This window comes from Streptomyces sp. NPDC003379, from assembly GCF_053589195.1.
This window is the reverse complement of the sequence record NZ_JBSFRK010000086.1, coordinates 1-17,987: the sequence shown is the minus strand read 5'-3', so window position 1 is coordinate 17,987 and position 17,987 is coordinate 1. Positions and strand designations below refer to the sequence as shown.

Sequence of the window (17,987 nt, the reverse complement as noted above, 5' to 3'; positions counted from 1 at the left end):
CACCATCACCTACTTCGACGCGGAGAACATCGGCATCGCCGTGGACGCCGAGAAGGGCCTGATGACCCCGGTCATCAAGGGCGCGGGCGACCTCAACATCGCCGGCATCTCCAAGAAGACCGCCGAGCTGGCCGGAAAGGCCCGTGGCGGTGGCCTCACCCCGGACGACATGTCCGGCGCCACCTTCACCATCTCCAACACCGGCTCGCGCGGCGCCCTGTTCGACACGGTCATCGTGCCGCCCAACCAGGCCGCCATCCTCGGCATCGGCGCCACGGTCAAGCGCCCGGTCGTCATCAACCACCCCGACCTCGGCGAGACCATCGCCGTACGGGACATGACGTACCTCTCGCTCTCCTACGACCACCGCCTGGTGGACGGCGCCGACGCCGCCCGCTACCTCACCGCCGTCAAGGCGATCCTGGAGGCCGGCGAGTTCGAGGTCGAGCTCGGCCTGTAGTCACAGCGCTCTGTGCGGCTGTAACACTCGTCTCATCAGCGCGTACGCCCCTGTCCGGAGTCTTCCGGGCGGGGGCGTCGCCGTATTGTCTAGGGGTCACACGCCCTTGGGGCACGCAGCCCCTGCCGGAGGAGCTCTCATGACCGCGCCCGTCGTTCACTCGCTGCGCGAACAGATCCGCGAGCACATCGTGGAAGGGATCGTCAGCGGGCGCTGGAAGCCGGGCGAGCGCATCGTGGAGCGGCGGATCGCCGTGGAGCTGGAGGTCTCGCAGACCCCGGTCAGGGAGGCGCTGCGGGAGCTGGAGACGCTGCGGCTCATCGAGTCCGCGCCCAACAAGGGCGTGCGTGTACGGAACTTGACCGCCGCGGACCTGGAGGAGAGCTACCCGGTGCGGGCGGGGCTCGAAGCCATCGCCGCGGAGCTGGCGGCGGGACGGCTCGCGGAGGACTGCTCGGCCCTGGAGCCCCATGTCGCCGCCCTCTACGAGGCGGACCGGGCCGCCGACGGCACCGGGCAGGTGCGGCACACCGTCGCCTTCCACCGGGAGCTGGTGCGGGCCGCGGACAACTCCGTCCTCCTCCACACCTGGGAGGGCCTGGGCATCGAGGTCTTCACCGCGCTCTCCATCCGCTGGCTGGGCACGGTGCAGCAGTCGTACGCGGAGGAGCACGAGGCGCTGGTCTCCGCTTTCCGACGGCGGGACCCCGCGATCGCGGAGCTGGTCAAGTCGCACGTCCTCGGCTGCGCCCCGCGGGCCTGAGGCGGTGCTCATCCGTGGCCGTCGGCCCGCAGACGTGCTCCCACCTGCGTAAACCCCGCACATCGAAGGCACCGCGTGCCCATTTTGCTGGCACCGGATGCCGACTTTTGAAATCTGGGGAAGTTTTTCGCTCAACGCTTTGATCGATCATCGATCACGGGCTTACAGTCGTCGATGGCTCTCACCAGAGCCTCACGCCCTGTCCTGCCAAAGACATCGGGCACCCCCTCCCCTTACCGAAACAGGGGACCCCCTCCGACTCAGGAAGGCGGCGCAATGACCGACCCCTCCGCAATCCAGCCGAGCGAGCTCGACCAGCTCCCGGACCGCGACCCCGAGGAGACCGCCGAATGGCAGGCCTCCCTGGACGCCGTCACACAGGCGGCCGGGCCGCACCGTGCCGCGTACCTGATGCGCCGCACGCTGGAGCGCGCCGAGGGCGCGGGCCTGGCGCTGCCGAAGCTCCTGGAGACCGACTACGTCAACACGATCCCCACCTCCGCCGAGCCGTCCATCGACGGCGACGAGGAGATGGAGCGGAAGATCACGGCGTGGAACCGCTGGAACGCCGCCGCCATGGTGACGCGCGGCTCCAAGTACGGCGTCGGCGGCCACATCGCCACCTTCGCCTCCGCCGCCTGGCTGTACGAGACGGGCTTCAACCACTTCTTCAAGGGCAAGGAGTCCGGCGAGGCCGCCGGCTCCGGTGACCAGCTCTACATCCAGGGCCACGCCTCCCCCGGCATCTACGCCCGCGCCTTCCTCGACGGCCGTCTCAACGAGGCGCAGCTCGACAACTTCCGGCGGGAGGCGGGCGGCGACGGCCTGCCCTCCTACCCCCACCCGCGCCGCCTGCCCTGGCTGTGGGAGTTCCCGACGGTGTCGATGGGCCTCGGCCCGCTGTCGGCGATATACCAGGCGCGCTTCAACCGCTACCTCACCAACCGCGGCATCAAGGACGTCTCCGCCTCGCACGTGTGGGCGTTCCTCGGTGACGGCGAGATGGACGAGCCGGAGTCGACGGCGGCCCTCGCACTGGCCGCGCGTGAGGGTCTCGACAACCTCACGTACGTCATCAACTGCAACCTGCAGCGCCTCGACGGCCCGGTCCGCGCCAACTTCCGCGTGGTCCAGGAGCTGGAGGCCCAGTTCCGCGGCGCCGGCTGGAACGTCATCAAGGTCCTGTGGGGCAACGCCTGGGACGAGCTGTTCCAGCTCGACACCACGGGCGCCCTGGTGCGCCGCCTGCGCGAGGTGCCGGACGCGCAGTTCCAGACGTACGCGACGCGCGACGCCTCGTACATCCGCGAGCACTTCTTCGGCTCCGAGCCCGCGCTCGTCGAGCTGGGCAAGCTGCTGAGCGACGACAAGATCAGCGAGTGCTTCCACCTCTCGCGCGGCGGCCACGAGGCCCGCAAGGTCTACGCGGCCTACCGCGCGGCGCTCACCCACAAGGGCGCGCCGACGGTGATCCTCGCGCAGACGGTCAAGGGCTTCACGCTCGGCAAGGGCTTCGAGTCCAAGAACGCCAACCACCAGATGAAGAAGCTGACGGTGGACGAGTTCAAGGACATGCGGGACCTGCTCGGTCTCCCGATCCCGGACAGCGCGTTCGCCGACGGCCAGGTGCCCTACGGCCACCCCGGCGCCGACTCCCCCGAGGTCCGCTACCTCCAGGAGCGCCGCGCGGCCCTCGGCGGCCCCGCCCCGGCCCGCCGCACGCAGCCGCTCGCCCCGCTGCCCGCCCCCGCCGACAAGTCGTTCGCGGCCTTCGACAAGGGTTCCGGTTCGCAGTCGATGGCGACGACCATGGCCTTCGTACGCCTGGTCAAGGACCTCGTACGCGACAAGGAGACCGGCAAGCGCTGGGTGCCGATCGTCCCCGACGAGGCGCGCACCTTCGGCATGGAGTCGCTCTTCCCGTCCCTCGGCATCTACTCCCCCAAGGGGCAGACGTACGAGCCGGTCGACCGCGACCAGCTGATGTACTACAAGGAGGCCAAGGACGGCCAGATCCTCAACGAGGGGATCACCGAGGCCGGTTCGATGGCGGACTTCATCGCCGCGTCCACGTCGTACGCGACGCACGGCGAGGCGATGATCCCCTTCTACATCTTCTACTCGATGTTCGGCTGGCAGCGCACCGCCGACCAGATGTGGCAGCTCGGCGACCAGCTCGGCCGCGGCTTCCTCGTCGGCGCCACGGCCGGTCGTACGACGCTGACGGGCGAGGGCCTCCAGCACGCGGACGGCCACTCTCCGGTGATCGCCGCGACGAACCCGGCCGCCATGTCCTACGACCCGGCGTTCGCCTACGAGATCGCGGCGATCGTCAAGGACGGTCTGCGCCGGATGTACGGCGAGGCGGCCCCCGGTGAGGACCAGAACGTCTTCTACTACCTCACCGTCTACAACGAGCCGATGCCGCAGCCCGCGAAGCCCGCGGGCGTCGACGAGGGCATCCTGCGCGGCCTCTACCGCTTCAACACGGCGGAGTCGGCCGGGCTCTCCCCCGCGGCCGACGCCGCGCGCATCCAGCTGCTCGGTTCCGGTACGGCCATCCACTGGACGCTCGCCGCCCAGAAGATGCTCGCCGAGGAGTGGGGCGTGGCCGCCGACGTGTGGTCGGCGACGTCCTGGACCGAGCTGCGGCGCGACGCCCTGGAGGCGGACGAGGCGCTCCTGCGCGGCGAGGAGCGTACGCCGTACGTGCGTACGGCACTTGAGGGCGCCCCGGGTCCTGTGCTCGCTGTCTCCGACTACATGCGGCAGGTGCCGGACCAGATCGCCCAGTGGGTCGAGCAGGACTACTCGTCCCTGGGCGCGGACGGCTTCGGCCTCTCCGACACGCGTGACGCGGCGCGACGCCACTTCGGCATCGACGCGGAGTCGATCGTCGTCGCGTCCCTCGCCCAGCTCGCCCGCCGGGGCGAGGTGCCGGCCTCGGCGGTGAAGGAGGCTCGGGCCAAGTACGGTCTGTAGCTCTACGGGTCTCTGTGCCGCCCACCCGCTCACCCCGCATCGAGGGGGTGGGCGGGTGGGCGGCTGCGTTCCGCCGCGCAGCGGCGGGGCAGGGGCCCGGCATGATGGGCGTATGCGCGCTGCACGCCTCATCAAGATGGTGCTTCTGCTCCAGGCCCGCCCCTCCATGACCGCCGCCGAACTCGCCACCGAACTGGAAGTCTCCGAGCGGACCGTCACGAGGGACGCGCAGGCCCTGTCGGAGGCAGGCGTCCCCGTCTACGCCGACCGGGGCAGAACCGGCGGCTACCGCCTCATCGGCGGCTACCGTACGCGCCTGACGGGCCTGGCCCGCAGCGAGGCCGAGGCCCTGTTCCTGTCCGGAGTGCCGGGCGCGCTGAGGGAGATGGGCCTGCAGGACGCGGCCTCGGCGGCCCGCCTGAAGGTGTCGGCGGCGCTCATGCCGTCCCTGAGGGACGCTCCGCAGAGCGCCGCCCAGCGTTTCCACCTGGACGCGCCGGGCTGGTTCAAGGAGATCCCCGCCCCCGAGCTGCTGCCCGCCATCGCGGACGCGGTGTGGGACGACCGCCGGGTCGCCGCCCGCTACCGCCGCCAGGAGGCCGAGGTGGAGCGGGAGTTGGAGCCGTACGGGCTCGTGCTGAAGGCGGGCGTCTGGTACGTGTGCGCGCGGGTGCCCGACTCGGGAACGTACCGGGTGTACCGCATCGACCGTTTCACCGCCGTGGCCGTCGGCGAGGAACGCTTCGTACGCGACGAGGAGTTCGACCTGCCGGGCTTCTGGGAGGAGCGGGCGGCGCAGTTCGCGCGGGCGATCCTGCGGGCCGAGGTCGTGGTGCGGCTCTCGGCGACGGGCGTACGGCAGCTTCCGTACGCCACCGATCCCGCGGTCGCGCGCGAGGCGATGGAGTCGGCGGGCGAGCCGGACGCGTCGGGCAGGGTGACGGTCACCCTGCCCGTGGAGAACGAGGACGTGGCGTACACCCAGCTGATGGCGCTGGGCCCGGAGGCGGAGGTGGTGGAGCCGGCCGGGCTGCGCGAGCGGTTCGCGGAAGCGGCGGCGCGCTCAGCGGCGCTCTACGGGCGCCCTCGGGGTTCTACCGGTAGCCAGTGACGTCCGCGACCTTGCTCTCCTGGTCGACCTCCGTGATGTACCGCCATGCGTCGGGCGCCGATCCGTCCACGTCCGTGAAGCCGTACTCCTTGGCGAGTCCGCCGCTGGAGAGCGACGCGCCGTTCCAGCGGGCCACGTCGGGATCGGCGGCGAGGGCGACGAGCGCCCGGCCCACGAAGGCGGGCGTCTCGGAGATGGCGAAGTGCGGGTTCTGTCCGCAGCCCGCCGTCCAGTTCTCCTCGGTCACCTTGAAGTGGGTGTCGAGCATGGCCTCGGAGCGCAGCCAGCCGGGGGTGAGACAGAGCGCCGTACAGCCGTACTCCTCGACCTCCTCGGCGAGGTCGCGCGCCATGCGCAGGGGGGCGGCCTTGGCGAGGTCGTAGTAGAAGGGCTTGCGGTAGTTCGGGCCGTTGTACTCCTCGGTGCCGTCGGTGACCTCGACGACCAGGCCGCCGGGGTTCTTGACGAGGAGCGGCAGCGCGTAGCGGCTGGTGACGATGTGGGTCTCGATGCCCAGGCGCAGGATGCGCAGTCCCTTGTCGAGGTCGTGCTCCCACATCTTCTTGTCCCACTCGACGTGGATGTCGCCGCCCCAGATGTCGTTGACGAGGATGTCCAGGCGGCCCTGCTCGCGGTCGATCCGCTCGACGAGTGCCTCGACCTGCTCGGGTTCCAGATGGTCGGTGGGTACGGCGATGCCCGTGCCGCCCGCCGCGTCGACCAGCTCCGCGGTCCCCTCGATGGTCTCGGTGGTCCGGCCGGTCTCGCTGACGTGCTCACGCGTGGTGCGTCCGGTCACGTACACGGTGGCTCCGGCCCGGCCCAGTTCCACGGCCATGGCGCGGCCCGCGCCCCGGGTGGCACCGGCGACGAGGGCGATCTTCCCGGTCAGCTTCCCGGTCGTCCTGCCGGTGAGGGGCGGTGCGGTGGCGGTCGCGTGCTCTGTGGTGTCCATGTCTTTGAGGTTTCCACCGAAAGACGACAACCCCTGTCGGTTTTTCCATCGGCATGTGCGCGCATAACGAGACAGTCGCATTCCGGCGCACTCCGCGTGCGCCCCCACTCCGCAGGACCGATGCTGGACCCGTGATGGACGAGACGGAGTTCTGGGAGATCGTGGACAGCACTCGTGAGGCCGCCGGGGGCGACCCCGAGGACCATGCCGAGCTGCTGGTCGAGAGACTGCTGCGGTCCGACCCGGACGCCGTCCTCGACTTCGCCCGCCACTTCGAGGCCCGCTACAACCGCGCCTACCGCTGGGACCTGTGGGGCGCGGCCTGGGTGCTGCTCGGCGGCGCGAGCGACGACGCCTTCGACTACTTCCGGTGCTGGCTGATCGGCCAGGGCCGGGAGGTCTTCGAGGGCGCGGTGCACGACCCCGACGCGCTCGCCGAGCTCCTGGACGACTTCGACGAGGAGCTCGACGGCGACGGCGAGGAGCTGGGTTACGCCGCGGACGAGGCGTACGAGCAGCTCACCGGCGTCGTCGCACCGGACCTCGGCATCCTCCCCGCCCCACCGGAGCCGGAGGGCACGCCGCTCGACTTCGAGGACGACGCGGTGATGGCGCAGCGCTACCCGAAGCTGTGGGACCGCTTCATGGCGGACTGAGGACCAGGGATCAGGGACCAGGGCCACGGGCGCGACGCGAACGGGTCCTGGTGGCCGACCCGCCGCGCGACCCCCTCGACCCTCCCCCGTGACACCCCGGCCGGCGCGGCGAGGGCGTCCGCCGTCCACAACGGGCTGACCCGCGGGCCGCGGGCTGAGCCGTGCGGCTTCGAGGTCTATGTGCGGGACGGGGTCCGGTCCGCCGGGCAGGGCGCCTGGACCGCTCGCGACGCGTCGGGGGGCGGCTCATCGGGGGGCGGCTCAGAAGTGGGTGCCGCCGTCCACGCGGACCTCCGTGCCCGTGATGAAGCGGCCGTCGTCCGAGGCGAGCATCGCGACGACGGACGCGACGGTCTCGGGGCCGGCGAAGCCCTGGCCGAGGGCGGGCGCGAGCTTCACGAACAGGCTCATGTCGGCGTCCTCGGGCAGGCCGGGGCCGACGCTCCGCCTGCTCGCGCCGGAGCCGTCGGTCATCCCGGAGGAGATGGAGCCGGGCTGCACGGCGGTGAACCGGATGCCCTGCTTGCCGTACTCGGCGGCCAGGGCGTGCGTCATGGACTGGATGCCGCCCTTGCTCGCCGCGTACGCCGCCATGTACGGGTGGGCGAACATCGCGGAGGTGGAGCTGAAGTTGACGACGGCGGCGCCCTCGCCCCGGAGCAGCGCCGGTATCGCCTCGCGGATCATCAGGAAGGTGCCGGTGAGGTTGACGGCGATGACCTGGTTGAAGGCGTCGAGGGTGGTCTCGTGGGTGTGCGAGGAGCGCAGGATGCCCGCGGCGTTCACCAGGACGTCCAGGCCGCCGAGCGCCGTCGTGGCGGCGGCGACGCCCGCGCGGACCGAGACCTCGTCGGCGATGTCCACGACGACGGTGGTGAGGCGCTCCGCGTCCGCGCCCGCCTTGGCGACGGTGTCCTTCAGGCCGTTCTCGCTGACGTCGGCGGCGACGACCCGGCCGCCCTCCGCCAGCATGCGCAGCACGGTGGCCTGCCCGATGCCGGAGCCGCCGCCGGTGACCAGGGCGCGGCGTCCTTCGTAACGGTTCAGGGTCTGCATGTCGTACTCCCGCTCTGAAGATCTCGATCGGCGCTTGCTTCCCAAGCGCGGATTACACAGTACGCCCGCCTGGCACAATGTGCCATCAAGGCTGGGCATGCCATGTGGGCCGCGCGGGCCGCGTAGGCTGCGGCGAGTGAGCACCGAGTCGTCCACCCCGCCCCTGACGCTGACCGAGCGCCGCAAGCTCGCCACCCAGCTGGAGATCGCGCGCGCCGCCGCCGAGCTCTTCGTCGCGCACGGGCCCGACGGCACCACGGCCGAGGCCATCGCGAGCCGGGCCGGCGTCGCGCTGCGCACCTTCTACCGGTACTTCCGCGGCAAGCAGGACGCCGTCGCCCCGCTGCTCGCCGTCGGCGGTCGGCGCTGGCGCGCGCTGCTGGCCGCGACGGAGCCGGGGGCCGACCTGCACGAGGCCCTGCGGGACGCGGTCCGTGAGGCGCTCGCCGCCCCGGACGAGGCCGCGGCGGACGGCCTGCGCCAGGCCCGCGGCCTGCTGCGCGCCGCCGCCGGGGACGCGGCGCTGCGGGCGGTCTGGTACCGCGTGAACCAGGAGTCGGAGGAGAAACTGCGGCCCGTCGTGGCCGAACTCGCGGGCGAGGGAGCGGAGTCCCTTCGCGTCCGCCTCGCCGCGGCCGCCGCGACCGACGCGATCCGGATCGCCCTGGAGACCTGGGCGGAGACGGACGCGGACGTCACGGGCCCCGGCTCACCGGCGGACCTCGCGGTGCGGTGCCTGGCGGAACTCATGGGCGGGGCGCGAACACCATCATCGTCACGTCGTCCCGCACCGTCCCCGCGTACCGCACCAGATCCGCCCACATCCGCTCCGTGAGCTCCGCCGGGTCGTCCAGGATCCCCGGGGCGGACTTGATCAGCTCGGTGAGCCGGTCGGCCAGCGGATAGAACGTGCCGGACGCGTCGCGCGCCTCGCTCACCCCGTCGGTCAGGCCGAGCAGCCGGTCCCCGGCGAGCAGCGGCACCGTCAGCTGCTCGGGCGGGCTCACCCCCGCGATGCCGAGCCCGAGCGGGGCGCCCGCCGACACCGCGAGCTCGGTGACCTCGGGGCCGCGCAGGAGCAGCGGCGGCGGATGGCCGCAGGAGACGACGCGTACGGAGGCGGAGTCGTCGGGGAACTCCAGGAGCACCGCCGTGGCGAACAGCTCGGCGTTCTCGTCGTCCGCCGAGTCCACGACGAGCCTGCGGTCCAGGCGCGCCGCGACGCCCACCAGGTCGGGCTGGTCGAGGACCGCCTCGCGGAAGGCGCCGAGCAGCGCGGTGACCGTGCCGACGGCCGCGAGCCCGTGCCCCTGCACATCGCCGATCAGGGCGCGTACGGCTCCCGGCCCCCTGCGTACGTCGAAGAAGTCGCCGCCGACCAGCGACTCGTGCTCCGCCGCCTGGTACAGGCCGGCGAACCGCACCCGGCCGACCCGTTCCGGCAGCGGGGGCAGCACCGCGAGCTGGGCCGCCTCGGCGACCGTGCGGACCGTGACGAGCTGGGCCTCGCGGCGGCTGCGTACCCACGCGAAGACCACGCTGAGCAGCGCGACGAAGGTGATCGTCAGTTCGTCGCTGCTGCCGCGGCGGCCGAGCCCGAAGTCCGGCAGGACGAGCAGCGTGACCACGACGCCGCCGAACAGCGCGGTGGCGGCCGGCCCGTACGACAGGGCGGCCAGCGGCGGGACGGCCGCGACGAGGAAGCTGAGGTCCAGCGTCTTCGGCGTGATCAGCTGGACGAGGACGATCGCGAGGAGGAGCAGCGCCGGGGGCCAGCGCACCCACGGCGGAGGCGGCGTGCCGCGCAGCAGCCAGTCGCGCTGCTCCGCGTCGCGACGCCTGGCCGCACCCCTGATCATCCCTTCACGCTCCTACGCGCGCGGGGACACCGCACGCCGGGCCGGTCCGTCGGGTGCCGGGTCCCCGCCTGCCGTGCGGAGACGAGGGGAGGTCACAGGAGGCGGCCCATGAGTACGTCGTCGACGTACGCGCCGTCCAGCAGGAACTCGCCGGGCAGCACGCCCTCCATCACGAAGCCCTCCGCTTCGTAGAGCTTGCGGGCCGGCGTGTTGTGCCCGAGGACCCGCAGGGTGATGCGGACCGCGCCCTGGCGGCGCGCCTCGTCCATGGCCGCCCTCAGCAGCCGCTTGCCGATCCCCTTGCCGCGCGCTTCCTCGGCGACGACGAAGCCCTGGATCTGGCGTACGTGCGCGTTGGCGAGGAGCGGGGTGGGGAAACCGAGCTTCACATAGCCGACCATGCGCCCGTCCGACTCGGCGACGAGGTGGTCGCGGGGGCCGAAACGGTCGTCGAAGAAGGGGTCGTAGGGAGGCTGGGGACGGGGCTGGACCGCGTGCAGCGTGGACCACGTGGCGCGGTCGAGACGGGCGAGGGCGTCGTCGTCCCCGGGGAGCGCGATGCGTATGTGCAGGTCCGTCATTGCGCCACTGTACGGCGACCACACCGCCCCGCCGGGGCATTTCACCCCAGGCCGCCGCCGGGCACGGGGCAGGATGGACCCCATGGAACCGGACCCGATGGAACCCACCCGGCCGAAGTGCTCCCCGCACCCCTCCCGCGTGGCCGTCGCCGGCGCCTCCGGGCTCATCGGCACGGCGCTCACGCGCTCCCTCACCGAGGACGGGCACGAGGTGCTGCGGCTGGTGCGCGGAGCACCCCGCGCCAGGGACGAGGTGCGCTGGGACCCCAAGGAGGGGTACGTGGACACGGCGGGCCTCGCCGGCTGCTCCGCGGTCGTCAACCTCGCGGGCGCGGGCATCGGCGACCACCGCTGGACGGCCGCGTACAAGCGGGAACTGCGCGACAGCCGGGTCCTCGGCACCGCCGCGCTCGCCGCCGCCGTGGCCTCGCTCGACCAACCGCCGCGGGTCTTCCTGAACGCGAGCGCGATCGGCTACTACGGAGACACCGGTCAGCGGGCGGTGGACGAGAGCGCCCCCGCGGGCCGCGGCTTCCTGCCGTCGCTGTGCGTCGAGTGGGAGGAGGCCACCGCCGCCGCCGAGGAGGCGGGCATCCGCACCGTCCTCGCCCGCACCGGCCTCGTGGTGGCCCGCGGGGGCGGCGCCTGGGGGCGCCTCTTCCCGCTCTTCAAGGCGGGGCTCGGCGGCCGTCTCGGCGACGGCCGGCAGTACTGGAGCCACATCTCCCTGCACGACGAGGTGGCCGCGCTGCGTCATCTCCTGGACACGGAGACGCTGTCGGGCCCGTACAACCTCACGGCACCCGATCCGTCCACCAACCGTGAGGTGACGGCCGCGATGGGGCGGGTCCTGAAGCGGCCCACGCTGCTGACAGCGCCCGCGCCCGCGCTCCGCGCGGCGCTCGGTGAGATGGCCGGTGACGTCCTCGCCAGCCAGCGGGTGCTGCCGAGGCGCCTCCTGGAGTCCGGCTTCGCCTTCGCGTTCCCGGGTATCGAGGAGACGATCCGGGCGGCCCTGCGGTAGCGGGCCGCCCGCGTGCGACCCGTGTGCGACCGTGCCCGGTCCATGCGCGACTGTCTGCGACCGGCCACACTCCTACCCTCGTGCCGAATCGGGGATTCCGTGGCCCCGTCGGGGGCATCAGCCCCCCAGCAGCCGCCCGACCTCTGGGAGGGGCACGTGTCAGAGCCTGCGCACCATGCGGATGTCGTCATCGTGGGGGCCGGGGCCGCGGGGCTCTCGGCCGCGCATCGGCTGACCAGCGCCGGTGTAACGACCGTTGTCCTGGAGGCCGCCCCTTACGTCGGCGGCCGCATGTCGACCGAGAAGGTCGACGGGTTCCGGCTCGACAGGATCGGCCAACTGCTCACCACCTCCTACCCGGAACTGCGCCGCACGCCGGGCCTCGACTCGCTCGTCCTGCGTCCTTTCGCGGCCGGCCTGCTGGTGCACAGCGACGGTCGCCACCACCGCGCCGCGGAGCCCAAGGCCGGACGGAGCGCGAGGGGCGCACTCACTGCCGCACGCGCCCTCGCGAGCGCCCCCCGTGCCCCCCGTGTGCCGCGACCCGCGCGCACCGCCCCCGGTGCCCCCTCGCGCGGCCCCGCTCCCCTCGGCGCTCCCCTGGGCGGCCCGATCGACCAGGCCCGGCTCGGTGCCGCGCTGGCCCGCATCGCGGCGACCCCCGTCGAGCGGCTCCTGACCCGCCCCGAACTCCCCGCCGCGCACGCCCTGTTCGCACGCGGGCTGCCCGCCCGCACCGTCGAGGGCTTCGTACGCCCCCTGCTCGCCGCGCTGCTCTGCGACCCCGGCCTGACCACCTCCAGCCGGTGCGCGGACCTGGCCCTGCACGCCTTCGCGCGCGGGCGGCTCTGCGTGCCGCAGGGCGGCGCCGAGGTCCTCCCCGAACTGCTCGCCGCCGCGCTGCCGCCGGGCACGGTCCGCACCGGCGTCCGTGTCACGGCGGTCTCCACCACGTCCGTCACCACCGCCGACCACGGCGAGATCGCCTGCCGCGCCGTGCTGCTCGCCACCGACGCCCGCGCCGCCGCCGAGCTGCTCCCCGGGCTGCGCGTCCCGCCGTTCCACGAACTGACGGTGGTCCACCACACCGCTCCCGAACCGCCCCTCGACGGACCCGCGCTGCTCCTGGACGCCGACCGCGCGGGCCCGGTCGCCCACACGGCCGTCATCAGCCACGTCGACCCGTCGCGCGCGCCCGTAGGCGGCGTCCTGGTCTCCTCGACGGTCCTCGGCCCCCCGCCGGACGAGCGGACCGTCCGCGCGCACCTCTCCACGCTGTACGGCACGCCGACCGACCGCTGGGAACTCCTCGCCGTCCACCACACCCGCGAGGCCGTGCCCGCCATGCCGCCGCCGCACGACCTGCGCCGCCCGGTCCGTCTGCTCTCCGGGCTCTACGTCTGCGGGGACCACCGGGACACCAGCACCGTGCAGGGCGCGCTGCACTCGGGTCGGCGCGCGGCGCACGCGGTGCTCACGGACTTCGGCATCGCACCGGCGTACGCCCAGGAGTCACTGCCCGCCGCGGCGTGACCCCCAGCCCCGCCCGTCCGTAACACCACCACCCCTCCGACCTCTGGTCCAGCTCCCCCAGGAGCCCCCGCGCCCCCCACGCGGGGGCTCCCTCCACACGGCGCCGCCGAGGTCAGCCGAGAGCCGCGACCCTGTCGCGGTAACCCCGTACCGGCGCCGCGTCCCGGTACGGTTCGAGGCGGCGCTCGAATTCACGTACGTACTCGTGGGCCCGGACCGACCGCATCTCGCCCGCCGCCTGCGCCGCCTCGGCGCCCAGCTGGCAGGCCTGCTCCAGTTCGCCGAGGCCCAGCCGCGCCGTGGCGAGCACCACCCGGCAGAACAGGCGGCTGCGCGCGAAGCCGGGGGCGCGCAGCTGCAGGGAGCGCTCGGCGTGCTGGGCGGCGACGCGGTACTGCTGGAGGTCGCGGTAGCTGTGCCCGAACTCGTCCGCCAGCTGTGCCTCGTCGAAGAACCGTGCCCAGTACGGCACTTCGTCCCCGGGCCGCGCCGATTCGAGCGACCGCTCGGCCCGCACCAGGGAGGCCGCGCAGGCCCGCGCCTCACCGAGCACCCCGTGCCCGCGCGCCTCTGCGGCATACAGCAGCGACTGCACGACGGGCGGCGCCGAGGAGCCGACGCCCTGCTGGGCGACGCGCGCCAGCTGCACGGCCTCGCGACCGTGCCCGAGGTAGACGGCCTGGCGGCTCATGGTGACCAGGACGTAGGAGCCGTACGCCCGGTCGCCCGCCGCCTGCGAGAGGCGCAGCGCCTGCACGTAGTACCGCTGGGCGAGCCCGTGGGCCGCGATGTCGTACGAGGTCCAGCCCGCGAGCCGGGTCAGGTCGGCGGCGGCCGCGAAGAGCCGCCGCCCGGCCTGCTCGCCGTAGGTGCCGCGGAGCATCGGTTCCGCCTCGTGCTCCAGATAGCGGACGAGGGCCTGCCGGGCGTGCCCGCCCCCATAGGCGTTGTCGAGGGCGCGGAACAGCTCACCGACGGAGCGCAGCGCCGCGATGTCGCCGTTGGTGACGCGCTGGCCGGGGCCGCGGTCGGTCTCCCTGCGCTGGCGGGGCACCGCGGGACGCCCCTGGGTGGGCACGCGCGGGTGCCCGGGATCGGTCTCGCCGCGCCCCACGCGTTCGTCGGGCCGGCCGATCAGCCAGTCCCGGCTGGGCACGACGAGCCCGGCCGGGGTGAACGCGATCTTCCGCAGCTCGGCGTGGCTGCCGGAGTCCTTGCGCCACAGGCCGCCGACGATGTCGACGGCTTCCTCGGGCGTGGCCGCGAATTCGAGCCCCGCGTACACCGGCGCGCAGGCGTCGAGCCCCAGATCCTGGGCCGAGAGACGCCGTCCGAGCCGTCTGGTGAAGACCTCGGCGATCAGTGCGGGTGTGGTTCCTCTGGGCTGCTGGCCGCGCAGCCAGCGGGTCACGGACGTCTTGTCGTAGCGCAGGTCGAGGCCGTGTTCGAGCCCGAGCTGATCGACACGGCGCGCGAGGCCCGCATTGGAGAACCCGGCTTCCGAGATGAGCGCGGCTAGCTGGCGGTTGGGAGTGCGCTGCGGGGGTCGTTCCGTCATCGGCTGTGCGGTCTCCTGCCTTCCGGGCCTGCCTTGAGCAGCCCTTATGGCCTCGTGAACGGCGCGAATGTAACGGCCAACACAGCTCGCGGACGCTCCTTCCCCCAGCATTCATCCGATCGTGTGAGGAACCCGGGCCGAGGTTGCCGGTCGAGGGGGCCCGTACAGTGGCTGGGGCGCGATATGTGCACGGTGAACGTTCAGGGAGGCACCTGCCGTGAGTGAGTTTCGGTTCGTCCGACTGGGCTTCGGCCCGGACGCCGTGGAGTACCGGGAGGCGTGGGACGAGCAGCGCCGCGTACACGCCGCCCGCTTCGCCGACGAGATCCCGGACACCTGCCTGCTCCTGGAGCATCCGCCGGTCTACACCGCGGGCCGCCGGACCGAGGACAGCGAGCGTCCGCTGGACGGCACGCCCGTCGTCGACGTGGACCGCGGCGGCAAGATCACCTGGCACGGTCCGGGGCAGCTCGTGGGCTATCCGATCCAGAAGCTGCCGCGTCCGGTGGACGTCGTAGCACATGTGCGGCGCCTGGAAGAGGCTCTTATCCGTACGTGTGCGGAGTTCGGTCTGGAGACCTCGCGCGTCGAGGGCCGCAGCGGAGTGTGGGTCCTCGGTGACCCGGTGGAGCGGCGCCCGGCGCTCGGCGGCCTGTCGCTGGACTTCGACCCGCGTCTTAAGGACGACGAGTTCGACGCCAGGTTCAACGGTCCGGAGTACGCCCCGTCCAACGCGGGCCAGCGCCGCGAGGACCGCAAGATCGCCGCGATCGGCATCCGTGTCGCCAAGGGCGTGACGATGCACGGCTTCTCGTTCAACGTGAACCCGGACAACACCTGGTTCGACCGGATCATCCCGTGCGGCATCCGCGACGCGGGCGTCACGTCCCTCGCGTACGAGCTGGACCGCGAGGTCACCATCGCGGACGTGCTGCCGGTCGCCGAGCGGCATCTGCGGGACGTACTGGAGAACGCGGAGCTGAAGCCGCGGATCGTCGAGAAGCCGGCCGCCGAGCCGGTCACCGCCTAGCGGCACCGCCGCCTGGCGGCGGCCCGGGGCCCGGTCGGGGAATGCACCCCGTTGGCCAGAGGTTGGCCGGAAGTAAGCCCAACGACATCACGGGCGTACCCTGGTGTGCGCCGAAGAATCGAAGCTACAGGGAGCCGATGTGTCCGCAGTCGCACCCGACGGACGCAAGATGCTGCGCCTGGAGGTCCGGAACGCCCAGACCCCCATCGAGCGCAAGCCCGAGTGGATCAAGACCCGGGCGAAAATGGGCCCCGAGTACAACGCCCTGCAGAAGCTCGTGAAGAGCGAGGGCCTGCACACGGTCTGCCAGGAGGCAGGCTGTCCGAACATCTACGAGTGCTGGGAAGACCGCGAGGCCACGTTCCTCATCGGCGGCGACCAGTGCACGCGGCGCTGCGACTTCTGCCAGATCGACACCGGCAAGCCGCAGGCCCTCGACCGCGACGAGCCGCGCCGCGTCGGCGAGTCCGTCGTCACGATGGACCTGAACTACGCCACGATCACCGGCGTCGCCCGCGACGACCTGGACGACGGCGGCGCCTGGCTGTACGCCGAGACCGTGCGCCAGATCCACGCCATGACGGCGGACCGCGCCGAGGGCCAGACCAAGGTCGAGCTGCTCATCCCGGACTTCAACGCCGACCCCGACCAGCTGGCCGAGGTCTTCTCCTCGCGCCCCGAGGTCCTTGGGCACAACGTGGAGACCGTGCCGCGCATCTTCAAGCGGATCCGTCCCGGCTTCCGCTTCGAGCGCTCGCTGGAGGTCATCACGCGGGCGCGCGAGGCGGGCCTGGTCACGAAGTCCAACCTCATCCTCGGTATGGGCGAGGAGCGCGAGGAGATCAGCGAGGCGCTGCACGCGCTGCACGAGGCGGGCTGCGAGCTCATCACGATCACGCAGTACCTGCGTCCGACGCCGCGGCACCACCCCGTGGAGCGCTGGGCCAAGCCCGCGGAGTTCGTGGAGCTGAAGGAGGAGGCCGAGGAGATCGGCTTCTCGGGCGTCATGTCCGGCCCGCTGGTCCGCTCCTCGTACCGCGCCGGCCGCCTCTACCAGATGGCGATCGAGAAGCGCGGCGCGTACGTCGCCTCGCAGGCCGTGTGAATCGGCGCACAAGCGGCTACTAGCCAGTACTGGCCATAAGGACGCGGTCCGTGCGATCCCCGCAGGTGAAAGGGACCGTACGGGCCGCGTCGGCGTTTTAGGCCAAAGCGTCAAGGTTTCACCGGCGTTTGACCGCCGAGTCACGTCCTGGTAACACCAATCAGTGACCCTGGAATTACGGCACGTACAGCCGTACCCAGAGCCTTGCCCAGCTTTACCCCCAGCTTTACCCCCCAGCTTTACCCAGAGCCTTACCCCCGCCTCACCCACCAGCCGCTCCTCCCCCGAGCCGCCCCAGGAGGGCCCCATCATGCAGGCCGCGCCCGTACGCGCCACCGCCATCCCGTCCGTCACCGACGCCCTGCGCGCCGTCGAGTCGCTGTTGATGAGCGGCGGCCAGCGCACCGCACGCCGTAACGCCTGGACTTCCGTGCTGGAGGACCGGCGCCGCGCCAAGGACCGGGTCGAGGCGCTGCGGGTCTTCGAGGAGACCGTGGCAACCCGCACGTCGTAGTCGCTTCCGGGGCCACGTAGACTTCACGCATGGCGAGGAAGGAATCCACCGCGGCGGATACGGCCGCGGAGCCAGGGCGACTCAAGCAGATCGCTCTGACCTACAAGATGACCCGACGGGCCGACTCAAAAATCGGCCTGATCATCGCGGCAGTGGGAATCGTCACCTTTGGTGTCGTCCTCGCGATCGGCTTCTTGCTCGGTCACCCGGTCTATCTGGGCATTCTCGGCTTCCTGCTCGCCTTCCTCGCGATGGCGATCGTCTTCGGACGCAGGGCCGAGCGTGCCGCCTTCGGACAGATGGAGGGCCAGCCCGGTGCGGCGGCCGCGGTGCTCGACAAGATCGGCCGCGGCTGGACGACGACCCCCGCGGTCGCGATGAACCGCAGCCAGGACGTGGTGCACCGCACCGTCGGCAAGGCCGGCATCGTCCTGGTGGCCGAGGGCAACCCGAACCGCGTGAAGGGCCTGCTGGCCGCCGAGAAGAAGAAGATGGCGCGCATCGTGGCGGACGTCCCCGTCCACGACGTCATCGTCGGCACCACCGAGGACACGGTGTCCCTGAAGAAGCTGCGCACGACGCTTCTGAAGCTGCCCCGCGTCCTCACCGGCCCACAGGTCACGGCCACGAACGACCGGTTGAGGGCGATGGGTGACCTTATGTCCAATATGCCACTGCCGAAGGGGCCGATGCCGAAGGGCATGCGGATGCCGCGTGGCGGCCCGAAGGCGAAGTAGCCTTTCTCTCCCACCTACGACGTTGAAGGGCCCCGGAACCGATACCGATTCGGTTTCCGGGGC

At 72.2% G+C, this 17,987-nt stretch carries 17 protein-coding genes; 12 read left to right on the top strand and 5 right to left on the bottom strand.

Features of this window, described 5'->3' with window-relative positions; all coding sequences use genetic code 11:
- The 4 genes from ACWDVB_RS38950 to ACWDVB_RS38935 all read left to right on the top strand — a co-directional run.
- A partial coding sequence (locus ACWDVB_RS38950) for a 2-oxo acid dehydrogenase subunit E2 (RefSeq protein ID WP_451612044.1) occupies positions 1-460 on the top strand: 460 nt, incomplete at its 5' end.
- A 139-nt stretch (positions 461-599) separates the two neighbouring features.
- Positions 600-1,223, top strand: a complete 624-nt coding sequence (locus ACWDVB_RS38945; RefSeq protein WP_451519252.1) for a GntR family transcriptional regulator — start codon at positions 600-602, stop codon at positions 1,221-1,223.
- 276 nt (positions 1,224-1,499) lie between these two features.
- Positions 1,500-4,205: a pyruvate dehydrogenase (acetyl-transferring), homodimeric type gene (gene aceE, locus ACWDVB_RS38940; RefSeq protein ID WP_451519251.1), complete on the top strand. Its 2,706-nt coding sequence runs from the start codon at positions 1,500-1,502 to the stop codon at positions 4,203-4,205.
- A 112-nt stretch (positions 4,206-4,317) separates the two neighbouring features.
- A complete protein-coding gene (locus tag ACWDVB_RS38935; RefSeq protein ID WP_451519250.1) occupies positions 4,318-5,316 on the top strand; it encodes a helix-turn-helix transcriptional regulator in 999 nt (332 codons plus the stop codon).
- On the opposite strand, the gene ACWDVB_RS38930 is transcribed toward ACWDVB_RS38935, so the two are convergent.
- A complete protein-coding gene (locus ACWDVB_RS38930) occupies positions 5,300-6,271 on the bottom strand; it encodes an SDR family oxidoreductase (protein WP_451519249.1) in 972 nt (323 codons plus the stop codon). The genes ACWDVB_RS38935 and ACWDVB_RS38930 overlap by 17 nt on opposite strands.
- Before the next feature lie 134 nt (positions 6,272-6,405).
- On the opposite strand from ACWDVB_RS38930, the gene ACWDVB_RS38925 reads away from it, so the two are divergent.
- Positions 6,406-6,927, top strand: coding sequence for a DUF4240 domain-containing protein (locus tag ACWDVB_RS38925; protein WP_451519264.1), 522 nt, complete (start codon positions 6,406-6,408; stop codon positions 6,925-6,927).
- 261 nt (positions 6,928-7,188) lie between these two features.
- On the opposite strand, the gene ACWDVB_RS38920 is transcribed toward ACWDVB_RS38925, so the two are convergent.
- The gene (locus tag ACWDVB_RS38920; protein ID WP_451519248.1) at positions 7,189-7,983 is read right to left on the bottom strand and encodes an SDR family NAD(P)-dependent oxidoreductase; all 795 of its coding nucleotides are present in this window, start codon (positions 7,981-7,983) and stop codon (positions 7,189-7,191) included.
- Between the two features lie 136 nt (positions 7,984-8,119).
- Between ACWDVB_RS38920 and ACWDVB_RS38915 the strand changes: the two genes are divergently transcribed.
- Positions 8,120-8,818, top strand: coding sequence for a TetR/AcrR family transcriptional regulator (locus ACWDVB_RS38915; protein ID WP_451519247.1), 699 nt, complete (start codon positions 8,120-8,122; stop codon positions 8,816-8,818).
- Here ACWDVB_RS38915 and ACWDVB_RS38910 read toward each other — a convergent pair.
- Both ACWDVB_RS38910 and ACWDVB_RS38905 read right to left on the bottom strand, forming a co-directional pair.
- A complete protein-coding gene (locus ACWDVB_RS38910) occupies positions 8,730-9,842 on the bottom strand; it encodes a PP2C family protein-serine/threonine phosphatase (RefSeq protein WP_451519246.1) in 1,113 nt (370 codons plus the stop codon). The two genes, ACWDVB_RS38915 and ACWDVB_RS38910, sit on opposite strands and share 89 nt — an antisense overlap.
- Positions 9,843-9,934: 92 nt before the next feature.
- On the bottom strand, positions 9,935-10,423 hold the full coding sequence (locus tag ACWDVB_RS38905) for an N-acetyltransferase family protein (protein WP_451519245.1): 489 nt from the start codon (positions 10,421-10,423) through the stop codon (positions 9,935-9,937).
- 73 nt (positions 10,424-10,496) lie between these two features.
- On the opposite strand from ACWDVB_RS38905, the gene ACWDVB_RS38900 reads away from it, so the two are divergent.
- Together ACWDVB_RS38900 and ACWDVB_RS38895 are read left to right on the top strand one after the other, a co-directional pair.
- A complete protein-coding gene (locus ACWDVB_RS38900) occupies positions 10,497-11,447 on the top strand; it encodes a TIGR01777 family oxidoreductase (protein ID WP_451519244.1) in 951 nt (316 codons plus the stop codon).
- Between the two features lie 156 nt (positions 11,448-11,603).
- Positions 11,604-12,980, top strand: coding sequence for an NAD(P)/FAD-dependent oxidoreductase (locus ACWDVB_RS38895; protein WP_451519243.1), 1,377 nt, complete (start codon positions 11,604-11,606; stop codon positions 12,978-12,980).
- Positions 12,981-13,092: 112 nt separating this feature from the next.
- On the opposite strand, the gene ACWDVB_RS38890 is transcribed toward ACWDVB_RS38895, so the two are convergent.
- A complete protein-coding gene (locus ACWDVB_RS38890; protein ID WP_451519242.1) occupies positions 13,093-14,538 on the bottom strand; it encodes a regulator in 1,446 nt (481 codons plus the stop codon).
- 217 nt (positions 14,539-14,755) lie between these two features.
- Here ACWDVB_RS38890 and lipB point away from each other — a divergent pair, with 217 nt between their 5' ends.
- The 4 genes from lipB to ACWDVB_RS38870 all read left to right on the top strand — a co-directional run bounded on the left by lipB (position 14,756) and on the right by ACWDVB_RS38870 (position 17,924).
- A complete protein-coding gene (gene lipB / locus ACWDVB_RS38885; protein WP_451519241.1) occupies positions 14,756-15,568 on the top strand; it encodes a lipoyl(octanoyl) transferase LipB in 813 nt (270 codons plus the stop codon).
- A gap of 139 nt (positions 15,569-15,707) precedes the next feature.
- Positions 15,708-16,673 (top strand): lipoyl synthase, encoded by a 966-nt coding sequence (locus ACWDVB_RS38880; protein ID WP_125512398.1) that lies wholly within the window; start codon positions 15,708-15,710, stop codon positions 16,671-16,673.
- 310 nt (positions 16,674-16,983) lie between these two features.
- Entirely contained in the window at positions 16,984-17,187 is a 204-nt protein-coding gene (locus ACWDVB_RS38875) for an SCO2195 family GlnR-regulated protein (RefSeq protein WP_451519240.1), read from the top strand.
- 29 nt (positions 17,188-17,216) lie between these two features.
- Positions 17,217-17,924 carry a DUF4191 domain-containing protein gene (locus ACWDVB_RS38870; protein ID WP_451519239.1) on the top strand — a complete coding sequence of 236 codons (708 nt, stop codon included), beginning with the start codon at positions 17,217-17,219 and terminating at the stop codon, positions 17,922-17,924.
- Positions 17,925-17,987 lie beyond the last annotated feature (63 nt).